Here is a 15,905-nt window from a genome sequence, read left to right on the forward strand (position 1 = left end):
CTTTGCCTCAGGCACGGGGAACAGGGTGGACAGCACCGGAACTCGCCGGATTGCCATTGACGGTCAGCGGACGCTGCTCGCTGGCCGGCAGAACGAAGCGTGCTTCACTCCAGGCCGGATCATGACGGCCGCTGCGCGAAACGTCGAGGCTGATGCTGGCCGATGTCGAAGATAGCGCCAGGCGAATGAGGGCATGGTTGCCGTCGAGCGCATCGACGGCAAAGCCGTCATCGGCATATTCGAGGCTGATGCCGGCGGCGGCCCCGGGAGCCGGGAAGAGGGCGTAGGTGCGGGAGGTGTCCCGTGCGGCCTGAGCGCGGGTGAGATCCTGGGCCAGCGGCAGCACCGTGCCTCCACGAACGAAGAGCGGCATGGAGGCCAGCGTCACCGGCAGGGTAACGGTGGTGCCGCCCGCATGCCAGCTGCCGGCCCAGAAGTCCCACCAGCCGGTGTCGTTCTGCGGCAGATAGACGGTACGCTCGGTGACGCCCGGATCGACCACGTTGGCGACCAGAAGATCGCGGCCGATGAGGAACTCATCGCATTCCTCGAAGGTGCGCGGGTCGTGTTCATGGTCGAGGAAGGTCGGCCGCAGCATCGGCTCGTCGGCGGTCACGGCCTGATGCAGCGCGGTGTAGAGATAGGGCAGCAGCCGGTAGCGGAACTTGATCGCCTCGCGGATGAGCGGCGTCATGTTCGAATACATCCAGGGCTCGTTGACCGTGTGATCGTCGTTCCAGGAATGGATGGTGAAGCGCGGATGGAAGATGCCGTTCTGCACCCAGCGGACGAACAGTTCCGGATCCGGTTTGGGGCCGGCAAAACCGCCAACGTCGTGGCCGACGTTGTAGAGGCCTGACAGGGACATGCCGAGGCCCATCCGGATGTTGTAGCGGATCGTTTCCCAGGCGGTGTAGTTGTCGCCGGTCCAGGTCTGGGCGTAGCGCTGCAGGCCGGGCGCGCCGGAGCGCGAAATGAGATAAGGGCGGGTGTCGGGCTGGTGCGCCACCTGCACCTCATGGCTGGCGCGGGTCATCAGCACCGGCAACAGCGGCCGGATCAGGCCGACGTCGATCTCCTCGCCGAAGCCGTGGCAGCGGGCATAATTGTCCCAGACCTCGAACTCGTTGTTGTCGTTCCAGGTGGAGTTGATGCCGTAGCGCAGCAGCTTGTCGGCGATGTTGCCCTGCCACCAGGCGATGGTCGCCGGATTGGTGAAATCGAGGTTCGAGCCTTCGTCATCCCAGAAGACGGAGCGGGACGGGGCATCGCTCTCGCTGTCCTTGATGAACAGGTCACGCGCAGCGACATCCTGGTACATCGGATGGTCCTGCAGCAGGCAGGGCTTGATGTTGGCAGCCAGATGCAGGCCAGCATTGGTGAAGGTGGCGGCAAGGCCCGCCGGATCGGGCACCTTGGCGCTGTTCCAGGTGAACACGTAGCGCTTGGCACCGATGGACGAATAGCCGGAGGACAGCTGGAAACTGTCGCAAGGGATGTCGTGTTCTTCGACCAGCCGGACGAAGCCTTCGAGCTGCTCCTGGGCATTGGGTGCATCGGTGTAATGCATGGTCGAGCCGGAGTAGCCGAGGCTCCACAGCGGCGGGAAGGCGGTGCCGCCGGTCAGACGGACATGATGTTTGACCGCGTCCAAAACCGTGGGCGACCAGCGCATGTAATAGTCGAGATCACCATCCTCGGCGCGATAGGTGCGGTAAGGCTTGTGGTAGTTGTCCAGCTCGTTGCCGAGATCGAACCAGCAGCCGGCCAAATTGTCGTAGAAGACCGAGAAGGTCCCGGCATCGGGCGTGCGGGTGATGGTGACCGGGATATGCTTGTAAAGCGGATCGGTCGAGCGCGCGTCATAGCCCATGGCATCGAGATTGCGCATCTCGTAGCGGCGGCCGGAGCGTTCCAGATCGCCGGATTTCTCGCCGAGGCCATAGACCTTCTCGCCCTTGCGGCGGTTGAGGTAATGGGCGTGGGCATGCGACTTGACGTCCAGCATGTAGGCACCCGTCGGGCGGTCCTCGGCGAAGACCAGGAACCGGCCATCGGCTTGCCGGGCTTCCCAGACAAAGGTCAGCGGCTGCGTAATGGTCAGTCGCAGGTCGGAGGTCGAGAGGGTCAGGCCAGCGTCGCCGTGGTCGTCCACGGTAAAGGACGGGCAGGAAAAGCCCGACAGGTCCAGACGCGAGCGACCTTCCCAGGCAACGTCTGCGGGGGCGGCGGTGCCTTCAGGCTTGGGCGCCACGGACCAGGAGCGGCCAAGACGGAACTTTCCATCCTTGCGCAGGACGACGCGGAAAAGCTGCGGCTCCAGCACAAAGACGGTCAGGAGGTGACGGTTCTCGACCAGGAGTTCGATGCCGGTGTCGAAGGTGCGGGCGAGGCGGAAGGAGTGCAGCGTCTTCATGGGAACTCCGCGAAGCGTGGCAGCGCCAGGCTTGTGGCGTTGCAGGATCGGAAAGGGTCAGGAGGCGGATGACAGCAGGCTGCGCAGCAGCGCGCCTGCTGTCATTGAGGTCAGCCGCCGTAGCCGAGCAGCCAGCGCGGCAGGGCGAGGCTGAGGTCCGGAACATAGGTGATGAGCATCAGCACCGCGTATTGCATCGCGATCATCGGCAGGAGCGGCTTGATGACCTTGGCAATCGACACCTTGCCGACCGAGCAGCCAACGAAGAGGGCCGAGCCGACCGGTGGCGTACAGATGCCGATGCACAGGTTGAAAGTCATCATCACGCCGAAATGCACCGGATCCATGCCGAGATCCTTCACCACTGGCAGGAAGATCGGGGTGAAGATCAAAAGCGCCGGGGTCATGTCCATGAACATGCCGACGACAAGCAGAGCGATGTTGATGATGAGCAGCAGCACCAGCGGATTGTCCGACAGGGCCAGCAGGGCGTCCGAAACCGCATAGGGGATGTCGGCAAAGGCCATCGCCTTGGACATGGCGATGGAACAGCCGATCATCAGCAGCACGATGGAGGTGGTAACGGCCGAATCCAGGAAAATGCCCGGCAGGTCACGGACCCGGATCTCGCGGTACACCACCAAAGCCAGGAACAGGGTATAGACGACTGCAACGGCCGAAGCTTCTGTGGCCGTGAAGACGCCGCCGATGATGCCACCCATGATCACGAAAATGAGGCTGAGAGGCAGCAGGGCATCGGCCGTCTTGGCCACGACCGTGCTGATGCTCGGGCGGGGAGCAATCGGATAGCCGCGCTTCTTGGCGATGATGCCGGCGACGATCATGATGCTGAGACCCATGAGGATGCCCGGGACATAGCCGGCAACAAACAGGGCGGCGATGGAGGTGCCGCCGGAGATCAGCGAATAGACGATGAAGGTGGTGGACGGCGGGATCAGCAGGCCAGTGGGACAGGAGGCGATGTTGACGGCGGCGGAATAGGCCGGGTCATAGCCTTCCTTCTTCTGCAAGGGGGCCATGACGCCGCCAACCGCGGCGGCGGCAGCAACAGCCGAGCCCGAGATCGCACCGAACATCATGTTGGCAAGCACGTTGCAGTGAGCCAGCGAGCCCGGCAGGCGGCCGCCGAGCACCTTGGCAAATTCGATGAGCCGCAGGGCAATGCCGCCTCGGTTCATGATGTTGCCGGCCAGGATGAAGAACGGGATGGCGAGCAGGGTGAAGCTGTCGAGCCCGGAGGCGATCTGCTGCGCCGTGATGAAGATCGACTGGTCGACCGTCATGAACAGGGCGAAGGTGACAACCGAAGCGATGCCGATGGCAAAGGCAATCGGCACGCCAAGGACCATGAGCAGGCCGAAGCTGCCGAACAAAATGAACGCGCTGATGAGTTCCATGGGCCTGTCCTTCAGGTCTGCGGGCCGTTTGCCGGAATGTCGGCGTCGCTTTCGATCGGCTGGATGCGGCCGGAAATGACCCCTGCAGCGAATTCGAGGCAGTAGAGCACCATCATGATGCCGGCGAAGGGAATGGCGCCGTAGACATAGCCCATCGGCAGGCGCAGGGCCGGGGAGAGCTGGCCGCTGGCCAAGGTCTTCTGCACCAGGTTGTAGCCGCCATAGACCATGACGACGGCAGCAAAGGCCCCGACGATGACAGTGGCCAGCAATGCGAGCCAGCGTCCGTTCGACGGGCCGGCCATCTGCATCAGCAGGTCGATGGCCAGATGCTTGCGCTGGCCGAGCGTATAGGCCGCGCCGATGAGGCCGACCCACATGAAGAGGAACCGCGCCATCTCGTCGGTGACGGTGCTGGGAGCGCCGAGAACATAGCGGGAGAAGACCTGCCAGACCACGCAGGCAACGAGCACCGCAAACACGGCGGCGATGAAAACACCCAGCGCGTGGTCGACGCGGGTTTTCAGTGCATGCATGGCTGCATGTCCTCCTTTTCGGGGCCCTTCGTCTGGACGACGGCCCCTGTTTCCTCCCCGGACCAACTGGTCCGGTCCCGCTTCGGATTGGTCGACCAGATCCGCCGCTTCCGCGGCCAGTCCGTCTGTTGGCTGGTCAGCCTCCCCGAAACATGAGGTCTGACCTTGATCGCATGCAAGAGGCGCGACATGAGGCGCTTGCTGGTGAAGCAGGGCGACCCTTGGGCGCGCAACGCGTACATCGCCGGCGAAGAGCTTTCCCGCCAGCTCCCCAGAGAATGCGCATTTTCAGAAATTGGTCAACCAATTTTCAAAACTGGTTGACACTGGCGCGGGATTGGCCAAGTCTCTGATCGCGAGCCGAGCCTTGACTGATCGGCCAAGTCGTCCGGACCGGTGATCCGCCGACCCGCCAGAGCATGCGCGGGGAGGGCAGGCGCCCGACGAACCGGACGGGATCATCGGGAGGAATTTTGACATGCGTATGATGAACCGTCTCGCCGTTCTGGCGGGTGTTGCCCTCATGGCCTTTGCCACTGCTGCCGACGCCAAGACGCTGAAGCTGAACCACAACAACCCGGAAGACCATCCGCTGCACAAGTCGATGGAATTCATGGGCAAGCGCGTCGATGAACTGACCAACGGCGACATCAAGATCCGCGTCTATGCCAATGCGCAGCTGGGCAACCAGCGCGAGTCCATGGAGCTGATGCAGAACGGCACGCTTGACATGGCCCGCTCCAATGCCAGCGAACTGGAAGCCTTTGAGGAGTCCTATTCGGCTCTGAACCTGCCGTTCATTTTTGCCAATGACGACCACTACTACAAGGTCCTGACCGGGGAAGTCGGTGATGACATCCTGGCCGCCTCGAAGGACAAGGGCTTCATGGGCCTTGCCTATTACGTCGAAGGCGCGCGCTCCTTCTATTCCAACAAGGAAATCAAGACCCCGGCCGACCTGAAGGGCATGAAGATCCGCGTGCAGCCGAGCCCGTCGGCCATCCGCATGGTCGAACTGCTGGGTGCGGCTCCGACGCCGATTGCCTTCGGTGAACTCTACAGCGCCCTGCAGCAGGGCGTGGTCGACGGTGCGGAGAACAACCCGTTGGCGCTGACCGTCAACCGGCATGGCGAGATCGCCAAGGTCTATTCCGAGAACGAGCACACCATGATCCCCTCCGTGGTCATGATCTCGACCCAGACCTGGGACGGCCTGACCGAAGACCAGCAGAAGGCGCTGAAGCAGGCCGCGCGCGAATCCATGGACTTCCACCGCGATGGCTGGAACAAGCAGGTTGCCGCCGGCAAGGAACAGGCTGAGAAGGAAATGGGCGTGAAGTTCGTGGCCGTCGAGAAGGCCCCGTTCGTCGAAGCCGTGAAGCCGATGTATGACGAAGCCGCTGCCAAGTCGCCGCGCGTTGCCGACCTGATCAAGCGCATCCAGGCTGCTGCCAACTAAGACCCAAGTCAGACCCCGGGCCGGTGGCGGCCCGGGGTCTGCGTCTTCTGCTTCGACGTCCTGTTGCTTGTGCCATCCGGAGACCTGCCGTGCTCGAACGTTCCGCCCTCGCCGAAAACGCCCTGCAGGCACTGCATGACGAGGACTATGACCGCCCGTTCAATACCCAGGCGCTGAACCATTCGACGCTGGTCTTCACCCGTGGCCGTCCGCGCGTCAGCCTCAATGGCGACTGGAATTTCTGCGTTGACCTGCTCGACACGGGGCTGCGGCAGAAATGGTTCGCGATGCTGCCGATGGCGGCCGAGGAGCGGCCGGAGCCCTGGGACTACGACCCCTATGAGGGCGAGACCGTGCCGGTGCCGTCCAACTGGCAGATGCTGAAAGAGAAATGGTACTTCTTTGAAGGCAGCGCCTGGTACACCCGGCCGCTCGACATGGCCGCGATCAACCCGGAGACGCGCAAGTTCCTGCGCGTGGGCGCAGCGCAATATGACTGCAAGGTCTTCCTCAACGGCGAATTTCTCGGCAACCACTACGGCGGCTCGACGCCCTTCATGGTGGAACTGACCGAGCACCTGAAGCCCGGCCGCAACTGGCTGATGCTGATGGTCAACAACACCCGCACGCTGGACCGCGTGCCGATGCGCAACACCGACTGGTTCAACTACGGCGGCGTCTACCGCGAGGTGGAGTTGTTCGAGACGCCGAAGACCCTGATCCGCGATCTCTTCGTGCATCTGGTGCCCGACGGCCGCTTCGGCACGATCCGCGCGGAGGTGGAGGTCGAGGGCGCGGACACGGCGCGGCTGGAAATCCCGGCGCTCGGCATCGACACGGTCCTTGCGCTGGACGCCGCCGGGCGCGGCGTCATCGAGATTGCGGCGCAGCCGGCGCTGTGGTCGCCGGAGAGCCCCGTGCTCTATGACGTGCGCCTGACGGCGGGCGAGGACAGCGTGCGCGACCGGGTCGGCTTCCGCGAGATCCGCACGGTCGGCGACGAGATCCACCTCAACGGCAAGCCGCTGTTCCTGCGCGGCATTTCCGTGCATGAGGATGACCGGACGCTCGGCAAGGTGATGCGCGAGGAAGACCTCGCCCGCCGCTTTGCCCATGCGCGGGAGCTGAACTGCAACTACCTGCGCCTGGCCCATTATCCGCACCACGAGCGCGCCGCCGAGATGGCGGATGAGCTCGGGTTCCTGCTCTGGGAAGAGATCCCGGTCTACTGGGCGATCGACTTTGCCAATCCGGCCACCTATCGCGATGCGGAGAACCAACTGATCGAGCTGATCAAGCGCGACCGCAACCGCGCCTCCGTCATCATCTGGTCGGTCGGCAACGAGAACCCGGACACCGATGCGCGGCTTGCCTTCATGCGCGGGCTTGCCGAGACGGCGAAGGCCTATGACCCGACCCGGCTGACCTCGGCGGCCTGTCTCGTCAATCACGCCAAGACCTGCATCGAGGATCGGCTGGCCGACCACATCGATGTCATCGGCATCAACGAGTATTACGGCTGGTACGAGGAGAATTTCGAGGATCTCGCCGCCATCGGCCGGAATTCCAACCCGGGGAAGCCGGTGGTGATCTCCGAGACCGGGGCCGATGCCGACATCAGCGCCACCGGCCCGCGCCGGGCCCTGTTCAGCGAGGCCTACCAGACCGAGGTCTATGAAAAGCAGATTGCGACGCTGCGTCCGCTTGACTACGTGAAGGGGATGTCGCCCTGGATCCTCTATGACTTCCGGGTCGAGCGGCGGCAGAATGTGTTCCAGAAGGGCTTCAACAAGAAGGGCCTGATCGCCGGCGACAAGGCGACCAAGAAGGAGGCCTTCGCGGTGCTCTCGGCCTATTACGCCGAGCGCCGGGACGAGGACCAGGCGCGCGGCGGCGGGGGAGAAGCATGATCGAAGCGGCGGGCAAGCGGCGCTACGAAGAGGTGGCCGAGGCGCTTCGCAAGGAACTGGCCGAGGGCCACTACAAGGTCGGCGACCGGATGAAGCCGGAACGCCAGATCTCAGACGAGATGGGCGTGTCGCGCTCGCTGGTGCGCGAAGCGATCATCCGGCTGGAAATCGAGGGCCTTGTCGACGTGCGCAAGGGCTCGGGCACCTATGTGGTGCGCCTGCCGGCCGGCGATACGGAAGATCCGCGCGGCGACATCGGCCCGTTTGAACTGCTGCAGGCGCGGCAGGTGCTGGAAAGCTCCATCGCTGCCTTTGCCGCCACGACCGTGACCAAGGCCGACATCCTGCGCATGCGCGAGGCGCTGGACATGGAGCGCCGCGCCATCGAGGAGGGCAGCGGCGACTATTCCGGCGACGAACTGTTCCATCATCTCATCGCCGAGGCGACGCAAAACAGCGTGCTGGTCGACATGATCGACGAGCTGTGGGGCAAGCGCGAGCAGAGCCCGATGTGGGCGCGCCTGCATGCCCGCATCTTCGATGTCAGCTACCGCGGCCGCTGGTTGGAGGACCATCAGGCGATCCTGACGGCGCTGCAGTGCAAGGATCCACGCGCGGCGCGTCAGGCCATGTGGCAGCACCTGGAAAACGTGCGCCAGACCCTGATGGAACTGTCTGATGTCGATGATCCGGAATTCGACGGCTACCTGTTCGACAGCGGCCTTGTTGCCGCTGCCGTGTCCTGACCGGTGCCCCATCACCACCTGAACAACAAGACCGCCTCCAACTGAGGACAGACCAAGATGCAACAGACCTGGCGCTGGTTCGGCCCTGCCGATCCCGTTTCCCTCGCCGATATCCGGCAGGCCGGCGCGACCGGTATCGTCACCGCGCTGCATGACCTGCCCAATGGCGTGGTCTGGCCGGTGGAGCGGATCCTCGAGCGCAAGGCCAAGATCGAGGCTGCCGGCCTGACCTGGGCCGTGGTCGAGAGCATCCCGGTGCATGAGGACATCAAGACCGCCGCGCCGGGCTGGGAGCGGTATGCCGAAGCCTGGGCCGAGAGCCTGACCAACCTTGCGCGCTGCGGCATCCGCACGATCTGCTACAACTTCATGCCGGTGATCGACTGGACCCGTACGGACTTGGCCTATGAGCTGCCGGACGGGGCGAAATGCCTGCGGTTCGACGCGGTCGCCTTCGCCGCCTTCGACCTGTTCATCCTTCGGCGGGAAAGGGCAGAGGCGAGCTACAGCGCCGCCGAGATCGAGGCCGCGCGGGCAGCCCATGCTGCCATGTCCGACGCCGATATCGCCAAGCTCACCGCAAACATCATCGCCGGCCTGCCGGGCGCGGAGGAGAGCTATTCGCTGGACAGCTTCAAGGCGCGGCTGGCCACCTATGCCGGCATTGACGCCGAGCGCCTGCGTGCCAATCTGGCGGCGTTCCTGAAGATCGTCGTGCCGGTGGCCGAGAAAGAAAGCGTCGTGCTGGCAATTCACCCGGACGATCCGCCACGCCCGCTGTTCGGCCTGCCGCGCATCGTCTCGACCGCCGCCGACATGCAGGCGATTGCCGCGATGGCCGACAGCCCGGCGAACGGCTTCACCTTCTGCACCGGGTCCTATGGTGTCAGGCCTGACAATGATCTGTGTGCCATGGTCCGTACCCATGCGGACCGGGTGCATTTCCTGCATCTGCGTGCGACCAAGCGCGAAGAGGGCGGCCTGAGCTTCCATGAGGCGGCGCATCTGGACGGCGATGTGGACATGGTGGCGGTGATCCGCGAGATCGTCGCGGTCGAGCGGCAGCGCGGCATCGCTCTTCCCATGCGCCCGGACCACGGCCATCAGCTGCTCGACGACTTGCGCAAGTCCTCGACCCCCGGCTACCCCGCCATCGGCCGCCTGCGCGGCCTTGCCGAATTGCGGGGTGTCGAGCGGGCGGTGAAGGCGTTGATCTAAACGGAGTGCGCTTCAGGCCTGCTCTCCCCAATTGGGGGGCAGAGCGATCGCATATGTGGCCAGACGGTTTTCGATGCGTCTCAGCCCCCCTCCCCCTCGTGGGGAGGGGTGGGGGGCACGGGAGTTCGTTAGATCACAAAGTGTCTGAAGTACGCCTAGTCAGGAATGTGAAACCTGGATATTAGTCCGCCCCCCCACCCCCAACCCGTCCCCACGAGGGGGAGGGGAGCGGAGAGGCTCCGACAGGGTCTGGTTCTAGGCGCATTCCCTGACATCGATTATGCGCCAGACTTCACATGCGATAGCCCTGCCCTCGTAGGGAGGGGTAAGGGGGGCACGGGAGGCGATTAGGTCAAAAAGCGTCAGAAGTAAGCCTGGTCAGGAACGTCAGTAATCTGGATTTAAGTCCGCTCCCCCCACCCCCAAACCCCTCCCCACGAGGGGGAGGGGAGCGGAGAGGCCGTAGCCTAAACCAGCCTTAGCCCGCCATTTCGCCGCGCAGCTGGCTGGGGGTGCAGCCGTAGCGCTTGCGGAAGGCGCGGGAGAAATGGGCGCTGGAGGAGAAGCCGCAGGAATAGGCGACTTCCGAGATCGAGCTGCCGCGAAAGGTCGGGTCGGTGAGGCGGCCGTGGGCCCGCTCCAGTCGGAGATCCCACAGGAAGCTCGCCGGGGTAACGTTCTCGGCCTCGAAAGCCCGGAAGATGTAGCGGCGCGAGCAGCCCATGCGCTGGGCAATCTCCTCCACGTCGAGATTGGGGCGGGCCAGATTGGCCTCGACATAGGCCTTCACCCGGCTCCGCAGGATCTTCAGCGACATGGAATCGCGTTCGTCCTCGGTTTCCTCGGGCAGGATCAGGCTGGTGGCGAGGCGGACAATCGTGTCGCCAACGCGGGCGCGGGCAGTTTCATCGAGCACGGGCGCCTCCGTCATGGCGTTGCGGACAAGGCCGGCAACGATGCGAGAAATTCCGTTCTGTTCGGCCGTGAAGAGATGCGGGCCGGTGAGACGCTGGAGCAGGGCGCCGGAAAAATTGTGCCGGGGCACCTGCAGAAGGAACTGGGTGATGCGCGAGACGTTGTTGAGGGCGTAAGGCCGGGTCGGGTCATAGAGCAGCATGGAGCCGGTGCCGACGATCAGGCTCATGCCGCCCTGTTCCATCACCGAACGGCCATCGGCCTGCAGGATCAGCTTGATGGAATCCACGTCATGCGAGCGCTGCGCGACGCGCTGGCCGCGTACACCATGGGCCGTCGCATCGATGCGCGACAGGCGGCAGGGGCCGAAATCGGCAGACTGCAGCGTCGCGGCACGGGTTTCGGTTTCGAAGTCGAGCTGGATGTTGCCGAACAGCCGCCGGGCCAGACCGGGCAGTTCCGGTCCCGACCCGATGTCCATCGGGGCGTGCGTGATCGCCATGACGTCCTCCCGCCATTTGCCGGTCGTCGCCCTTTCGGGTGACCGGTCTGGTTCTGCCGTCCGGATCACCTGCGCCAGATGGCGTCAGTCCTCCAGATCCGGGGTCGGCACGGTTCCAGCCAGTGGAACCTGTCAGATAATAAACATATTAAATATATCATTGGAAGAGGGGTGTGAGATACCTTGAGAAAAATGCTGAACCGGTTGGGGGATGGCGCCGTGGAGTACGTTTTCTCATCGTCGCTCCTGCGCAGGCAGGAGCCCAGTAACCGAGGCGTCTTCGGCCGGAACACCCAACGCCCACCGGGGATACTGGATCCCTGCCTTCGCAGGGATGACGAGGGGGAGAGGTGCGGAGCGGAGCGGTCAAAGCCAGCCGCCTCGTCGCTCCTGCGCAGGCAGGAGCCCAGTAAACGGGGCGTCAAAGGCGGGAGCACCCAACGCCCACCGGGGATACTGGATCCCTGCCTTCGCAGGGATGACGACGGTGAGAGGCGCGGAGCGGAGCGGGGGGGGGGCGATGAAAACTTCAGTCTTCGACGGCCTCGTCGTCCTTGCGCGGGCGGCCGCGGCGAGGGGAGGTGGCAGGGGTGCGGGAGCCGAGGTCGAGGCCCAGGGTTTCGGCGATGAGCGGGCTGTCGCTCATCACTTCGTCCAGCTCGCGCAGCATGTCCTGAAGGACGCCAAGCCGTTCGGCGCCGTAGCGCCGCGTGATTTCGGCATAGATGATCTCGGAATGGCCGCCGGCCTGGTCGATCAGGATGCGGCCGGCGGGGCTGATGGAGATCAGCACCCGGCGCATGTCATTCTCGTCGGTCATGCGCTGCACCAGGTTGCGTTCCTCAAGCCCCTTGAGGATGCGCGACAGGCTGGGGGCGAGCAGGCAGGTGGCGTCTGCCAGTTCCAGCACTTCGATGGCAGAGACGGAGGTGAGCGCCCGCAGCACGCGCCATTGCTGTTCCGTGATGCCGAAATGGGTGAGGCTGGGGCGGAACTGGCGCATCACGGCTTCCCGCGCGCGCAACAAGGACATCGGCAGCGACTTCGAAAAGTCGCGCAGGCGAATGCGCATGCCGGCTCCCGCGCCCGGATCGGCCTCAACGGGGGGCTGGAAGGAGGCCGGCGCCGGCCGGCGTGAAGGCGAGGAATCGATTGTCATGTTCACAAATATCCAGGGTCACGGATGCGTATCCTGATTGTGGCGATATGGAAAGCTGCATCGTTTTGGCGAGGGCTGAAACAGGCATTGACCGGCGGGGCAATGAGCCTTGCCTGCCCGCGCAAGGGAGCGCAGCGGCGGTTTTGACCCCGCAGCCGGGTCGCTAGGGTGAGCCATCAACAGCGCCCGGCCCAACGCCCGGGCAGGGAGGACACCCATGACCATCCAGACCGCAACGCCGCCTGCCGCCTCGCAGATGAGCAAGGAAGCCGCCCGGTTTCTCAACGGACCGCACCGCGCCTTCATCAAGGGGGCATTCACCGACGAGGGGGCAGCCGAGGCCATTGCCGTGCATGACCCGGCAACCGGGCGGGTGATCGCCGAGGTGCCGGAATACGGCGCCGCCGGTGTCGAGGCGGCGGTCACCGCCGCTCGCGCCGCACTGGAGGGGCCATGGTCGCGGATGCGCCCGGCGGACCGGGAGAAGCTGATCCTCGATCTCGCCAATGCCATCGAGGCGGACGGGGCGCTGCTGGCGGAGCTGGAAACGCTGGAAAACGGCAAGTCGGTTGGCATCGCGCGCGGTCTCAGCGTCGGCGGATCCGTGGAGTGGCTGCGCTATTTTGCCGGCTGGGCCACCAAGATCGAGGGATCGAGCTATGACACCTCCATCGCCGTGCCGCCGGGTAGCCATCATTTCTCGGCCACCATCAAGGAGCCGGTGGGCGTGGTGGCGGCGATCGTGCCCTGGAATTTCCCGCTGCTGATGGGCATCTGGAAGATTGCCCCGGCGCTTGCCTGCGGCTGCACCGTGATCCTGAAGCCGGCCGAGGAAACGCCGCTGACGGCGCTGCGGCTGGCCGAGATTGCCGCCCGCGTCGGCCTGCCGGAGGGCGTGCTCAACATCATCACCGGCCGGGGATCGGTGACCGGCGCGGCGCTGACGGCGCATCCCGGCGTGGACAAGATCACCTTCACCGGCTCGACCGAAGTCGGCCAGATGATCGGCCGCAAGGCGCTCGACACCATGACCCGCTTCACGCTGGAACTGGGCGGCAAGTCGCCGATGATCATCTGCGCCGATGCCGATCAGGGCCAGGAACCGCTGATGGCGGGGCTTGGCATGTTCTTCAACCAGGGTCAGGTCTGCACCTCGGCCTCGCGGCTGCTGATCGAGAAGTCGGTCTATGACAGGACGCTGGAGGCGCTGGCCGGGGTGGCCGACAGCATGACCATGGGCTCGGGCCTTGATCCGAATGCCCAGATCAATCCGCTGGTGTCGGCCCGCCACCGCAACCGCGTGAACGGCTTCATCGAGCGGGCCGAGGCGGCAGGCGCCCGGCGCATCTGCGGCGCGCGGACCTTGCCGGAGGGCGGCTATTTCGTGGCCCCCACCATCTTCGACGGCGTGACCTCTCAGATGGAAATCGTGCAGGAGGAAGTGTTTGGCCCGGTGGTGGCGGCCATGCCCTTCACCGATCTGGACGAGGCAATCCGGCTGGCCAATGACAGCCGCTATGGCCTGGCCGCCTCGATCTGGACGCGCGACCTCAACAAGGCCTTCCACGCCAGCCGCGCCCTGAAGGCCGGCACGGTGTGGGTCAACAGCCATAACACCGTCGACGCCAACGCCCCCTTCGGCGGCTACAAGCAGTCTGGCATTGGCCGCGAGCACGGCCGGGCGGCGCTGGACGCCTATCTGGAATCCAAGACCGTGATCATCCGGTATTCGTGAGACAGCCATGACAGAAACCTTCGACTACGTCGTCATCGGGGCCGGATCGGCCGGGTCTGCCGTGGCGCACAGGCTGGTCAATGCCGGCAAGACGGTGCTGCTCCTGGAAGCGGGCCCGGCGGACAATTCGATGTTCGTGCATATTCCGGCGACCTTCGTGCGGGTCATCGGCACGGCGCGGACCTGGCTGTACCAGTCCGAGCCTCAGCCGCATGCTGAGGGCCGCGTCATGCATATCCCGCAGGGGCGCACGCTCGGCGGCGGCTCCTCGGTCAACGCGATGATCTACATCCGCGGTCAGCGGCAGGACTATGACACCTGGGCCGCCCTGGGCGCGCGCGGCTGGGCCTATGCCGATGTGCTGCCGTATTTCCGGCGGGCGGAGAACAACCAGCGCCTGTCCAACGCCTGGCACGGGGCGGACGGGCCGCAGAGCGTCAGCGACCCGCGCCACCGGCATCCGCTGAGCCTCGCCTTCGTCAAGGCGGCGCAGGAGGCGGGCCACTCCTATAATGACGACTTCAACGGCGCGGAACAGGCCGGCACCGGCTTCTACCAGTCGACCACCGGCAACGGGCAGCGCGCCTCGACGGCGGTCGCCTATCTGAAGCCGCTCAGGGGCAACTCGAAGCTGGTGGTGCGCACGGGCTGCGCCGTGTCGCGGCTGATCATCGAGAATGGCGCGGCGACCGGGCTCAGCTACCGCCGCGAGGACGGCAGCGAGCACACCGTGCATGCGCGTGCGGAAGTGGTGCTGTCGGCCGGGGCGCTGGCGACGCCGAAGCTGATGATGCTGTCGGGACTGGGGCCGGCGGCGGAGCTGGAACCGCTCGGCATCCCGGTGCTGCGCGACCTTCCGGGCGTCGGCCGGAACTTCCAGGACCATCTGGAGGTGTCGGTCTATGCCAGGGCGAAGGATCCGATCAGCCTGCTCGGCGCGGACCGGGGGCTGAAAGCGATCCGGCACGGCCTGCAGTATTTCATGACCAAGTCCGGACTGCTGACCTCGAATGTGGTGGAATGCGGCGGGTTCTTCGACACGAGTGGGTCGGGCCGGCCGGATATCCAGTTCCATGTCATCCCGACGCTGATGGGCGACGTGGGGCGCGAGCCGCTGGCCGGGCACGGCATGTCGCTGAACCCCTGTTTCCTGAGGCCGAAGTCGCGCGGCACGGTGAAGCTGCGCTCGGCCGACCCGAACGAGCCGATCCTGCTCGACCCGAACTTCCTCGCCGAGCAAGACGACGTGGACACGCTGGTGCGCGGGGTGAAGCTGGCGCGCCGCATCCTGCGCCAGCCTTCGCTGCAGAAGCTGATCGAGCGCGAGCTGTTGCCCTCCGAGGCGGAGACGCTGAGCGACGCGCAGATCGAGGATCATGTCCGCCGCTATGCCAAGACGGTCTATCACCCCTCCGGCACCTGCCGCATGGGCGAGGACGACGAGGCGGTGGTCGACAGCCAGCTCCGGGTGCGCGGCATCGGCCGGCTTCGCATCGCAGATGCCTCGGTGATGCCGACTCTGGTCAGCGGCAACACCAACGCCCCCTCGATCATGATCGGCGAACGCTGCGCCAACTTCCTGCTCGGACGGGGATAGCGCAGGGTCGCGATGATTGAAAAAAAACGCCGCCACGGGGGTCTCCGGGGCGGCGTTTGAGTTTATAGAGCTACGTAGACGAAAAGGAAAAAATCAAATTTGACGTGATTTATCCAAAATGGCAGTGTAGCGAAATTGGCGCAAGGTAAGAGGTTCGACATGAAAGAAGCGAAAAACTCCTTGCGAGATCACAGAAAAGCGCGTGGGTGGACGCAGGAGAGCTGGCTCGGTTGATCTGAACAGGTGCCGGGCGTTTTCTAAGTGGTTTTCCGCCTCGGTTATGCCGCCAGCACT

12 protein-coding genes are annotated in these 15,905 nt (G+C 64.8%); 6 read left to right on the plus strand and 6 right to left on the minus strand.

Annotation, left to right across the window (positions count from 1 at the left end; translation table 11 throughout):
• Nucleotides 1–7: 7 nt before the first annotated feature.
• From ACTIFE_RS06360 to ACTIFE_RS06370, 3 genes are all read right to left on the minus strand, one after another.
• Nucleotides 8–2,416 (minus strand): TIM-barrel domain-containing protein, encoded by a 2,409-nt coding sequence (locus ACTIFE_RS06360; protein ID WP_439528321.1) that lies wholly within the window; start codon nt 2,414–2,416, stop codon nt 8–10.
• A gap of 110 nt (nt 2,417–2,526) precedes the next feature.
• Nucleotides 2,527–3,834 (minus strand): TRAP transporter large permease, encoded by a 1,308-nt coding sequence (locus ACTIFE_RS06365; protein ID WP_439528322.1) that lies wholly within the window; start codon nt 3,832–3,834, stop codon nt 2,527–2,529.
• Nucleotides 3,835–3,845: 11 nt separating this feature from the next.
• The gene (locus tag ACTIFE_RS06370) at nt 3,846–4,370 is read right to left on the minus strand and encodes a TRAP transporter small permease (RefSeq protein ID WP_439528323.1); all 525 of its coding nucleotides are present in this window, start codon (nt 4,368–4,370) and stop codon (nt 3,846–3,848) included.
• Between the two features lie 478 nt (nt 4,371–4,848).
• On the opposite strand from ACTIFE_RS06370, the gene ACTIFE_RS06375 reads away from it, so the two are divergent.
• The 4 genes from ACTIFE_RS06375 (at nt 4,849) to uxuA (ending at nt 9,703) form a co-directional block, all read left to right on the plus strand.
• Entirely contained in the window at nt 4,849–5,829 is a 981-nt protein-coding gene (locus ACTIFE_RS06375; protein ID WP_439528324.1) for a TRAP transporter substrate-binding protein, read from the plus strand.
• Nucleotides 5,830–5,918: 89 nt separating this feature from the next.
• Nucleotides 5,919–7,739: a glycoside hydrolase family 2 protein gene (locus ACTIFE_RS06380; RefSeq protein WP_439528325.1), complete on the plus strand. Its 1,821-nt coding sequence runs from the start codon at nt 5,919–5,921 to the stop codon at nt 7,737–7,739.
• Nucleotides 7,736–8,485, plus strand: coding sequence for an FCD domain-containing protein (locus tag ACTIFE_RS06385; RefSeq protein ID WP_439528326.1), 750 nt, complete (start codon nt 7,736–7,738; stop codon nt 8,483–8,485). The genes ACTIFE_RS06380 and ACTIFE_RS06385 overlap by 4 nt, the downstream gene beginning before the upstream one ends.
• A gap of 57 nt (nt 8,486–8,542) precedes the next feature.
• Nucleotides 8,543–9,703 carry a mannonate dehydratase gene (uxuA, locus tag ACTIFE_RS06390; protein WP_439528327.1) on the plus strand — a complete coding sequence of 387 codons (1,161 nt, stop codon included), beginning with the start codon at nt 8,543–8,545 and terminating at the stop codon, nt 9,701–9,703.
• A 478-nt stretch (nt 9,704–10,181) separates the two neighbouring features.
• Here uxuA and ACTIFE_RS06395 read toward each other — a convergent pair whose 3' ends face one another.
• Together ACTIFE_RS06395 and hpaR are read right to left on the minus strand one after the other, a co-directional pair.
• Nucleotides 10,182–11,120, minus strand: coding sequence for a helix-turn-helix domain-containing protein (locus ACTIFE_RS06395; RefSeq protein WP_439528328.1), 939 nt, complete (start codon nt 11,118–11,120; stop codon nt 10,182–10,184).
• A 529-nt stretch (nt 11,121–11,649) separates the two neighbouring features.
• Nucleotides 11,650–12,192 (minus strand): homoprotocatechuate degradation operon regulator HpaR, encoded by a 543-nt coding sequence (hpaR, locus tag ACTIFE_RS06400; RefSeq protein WP_439528339.1) that lies wholly within the window; start codon nt 12,190–12,192, stop codon nt 11,650–11,652.
• A gap of 304 nt (nt 12,193–12,496) precedes the next feature.
• Here hpaR and ACTIFE_RS06405 point away from each other — a divergent pair, with 304 nt between their 5' ends.
• Together ACTIFE_RS06405 and ACTIFE_RS06410 are read left to right on the plus strand one after the other, a co-directional pair.
• Nucleotides 12,497–14,014 (plus strand): aldehyde dehydrogenase family protein, encoded by a 1,518-nt coding sequence (locus ACTIFE_RS06405; protein ID WP_439528329.1) that lies wholly within the window; start codon nt 12,497–12,499, stop codon nt 14,012–14,014.
• A gap of 7 nt (nt 14,015–14,021) precedes the next feature.
• On the plus strand, nt 14,022–15,611 hold the full coding sequence (locus ACTIFE_RS06410) for a GMC family oxidoreductase (protein ID WP_439528330.1): 1,590 nt from the start codon (nt 14,022–14,024) through the stop codon (nt 15,609–15,611).
• A gap of 93 nt (nt 15,612–15,704) precedes the next feature.
• Here the strand turns inward: ACTIFE_RS06410 and ACTIFE_RS06415 are convergent.
• A partial coding sequence (locus tag ACTIFE_RS06415; RefSeq protein ID WP_439528331.1) for a hypothetical protein occupies nt 15,705–15,905 on the minus strand: 201 nt, incomplete at its 5' end.

It is taken from the genome of Pannonibacter sp., assembly GCF_051860505.1.
Taxonomy (GTDB): Bacteria; Pseudomonadota; Alphaproteobacteria; order Rhizobiales; family Stappiaceae; genus Pannonibacter.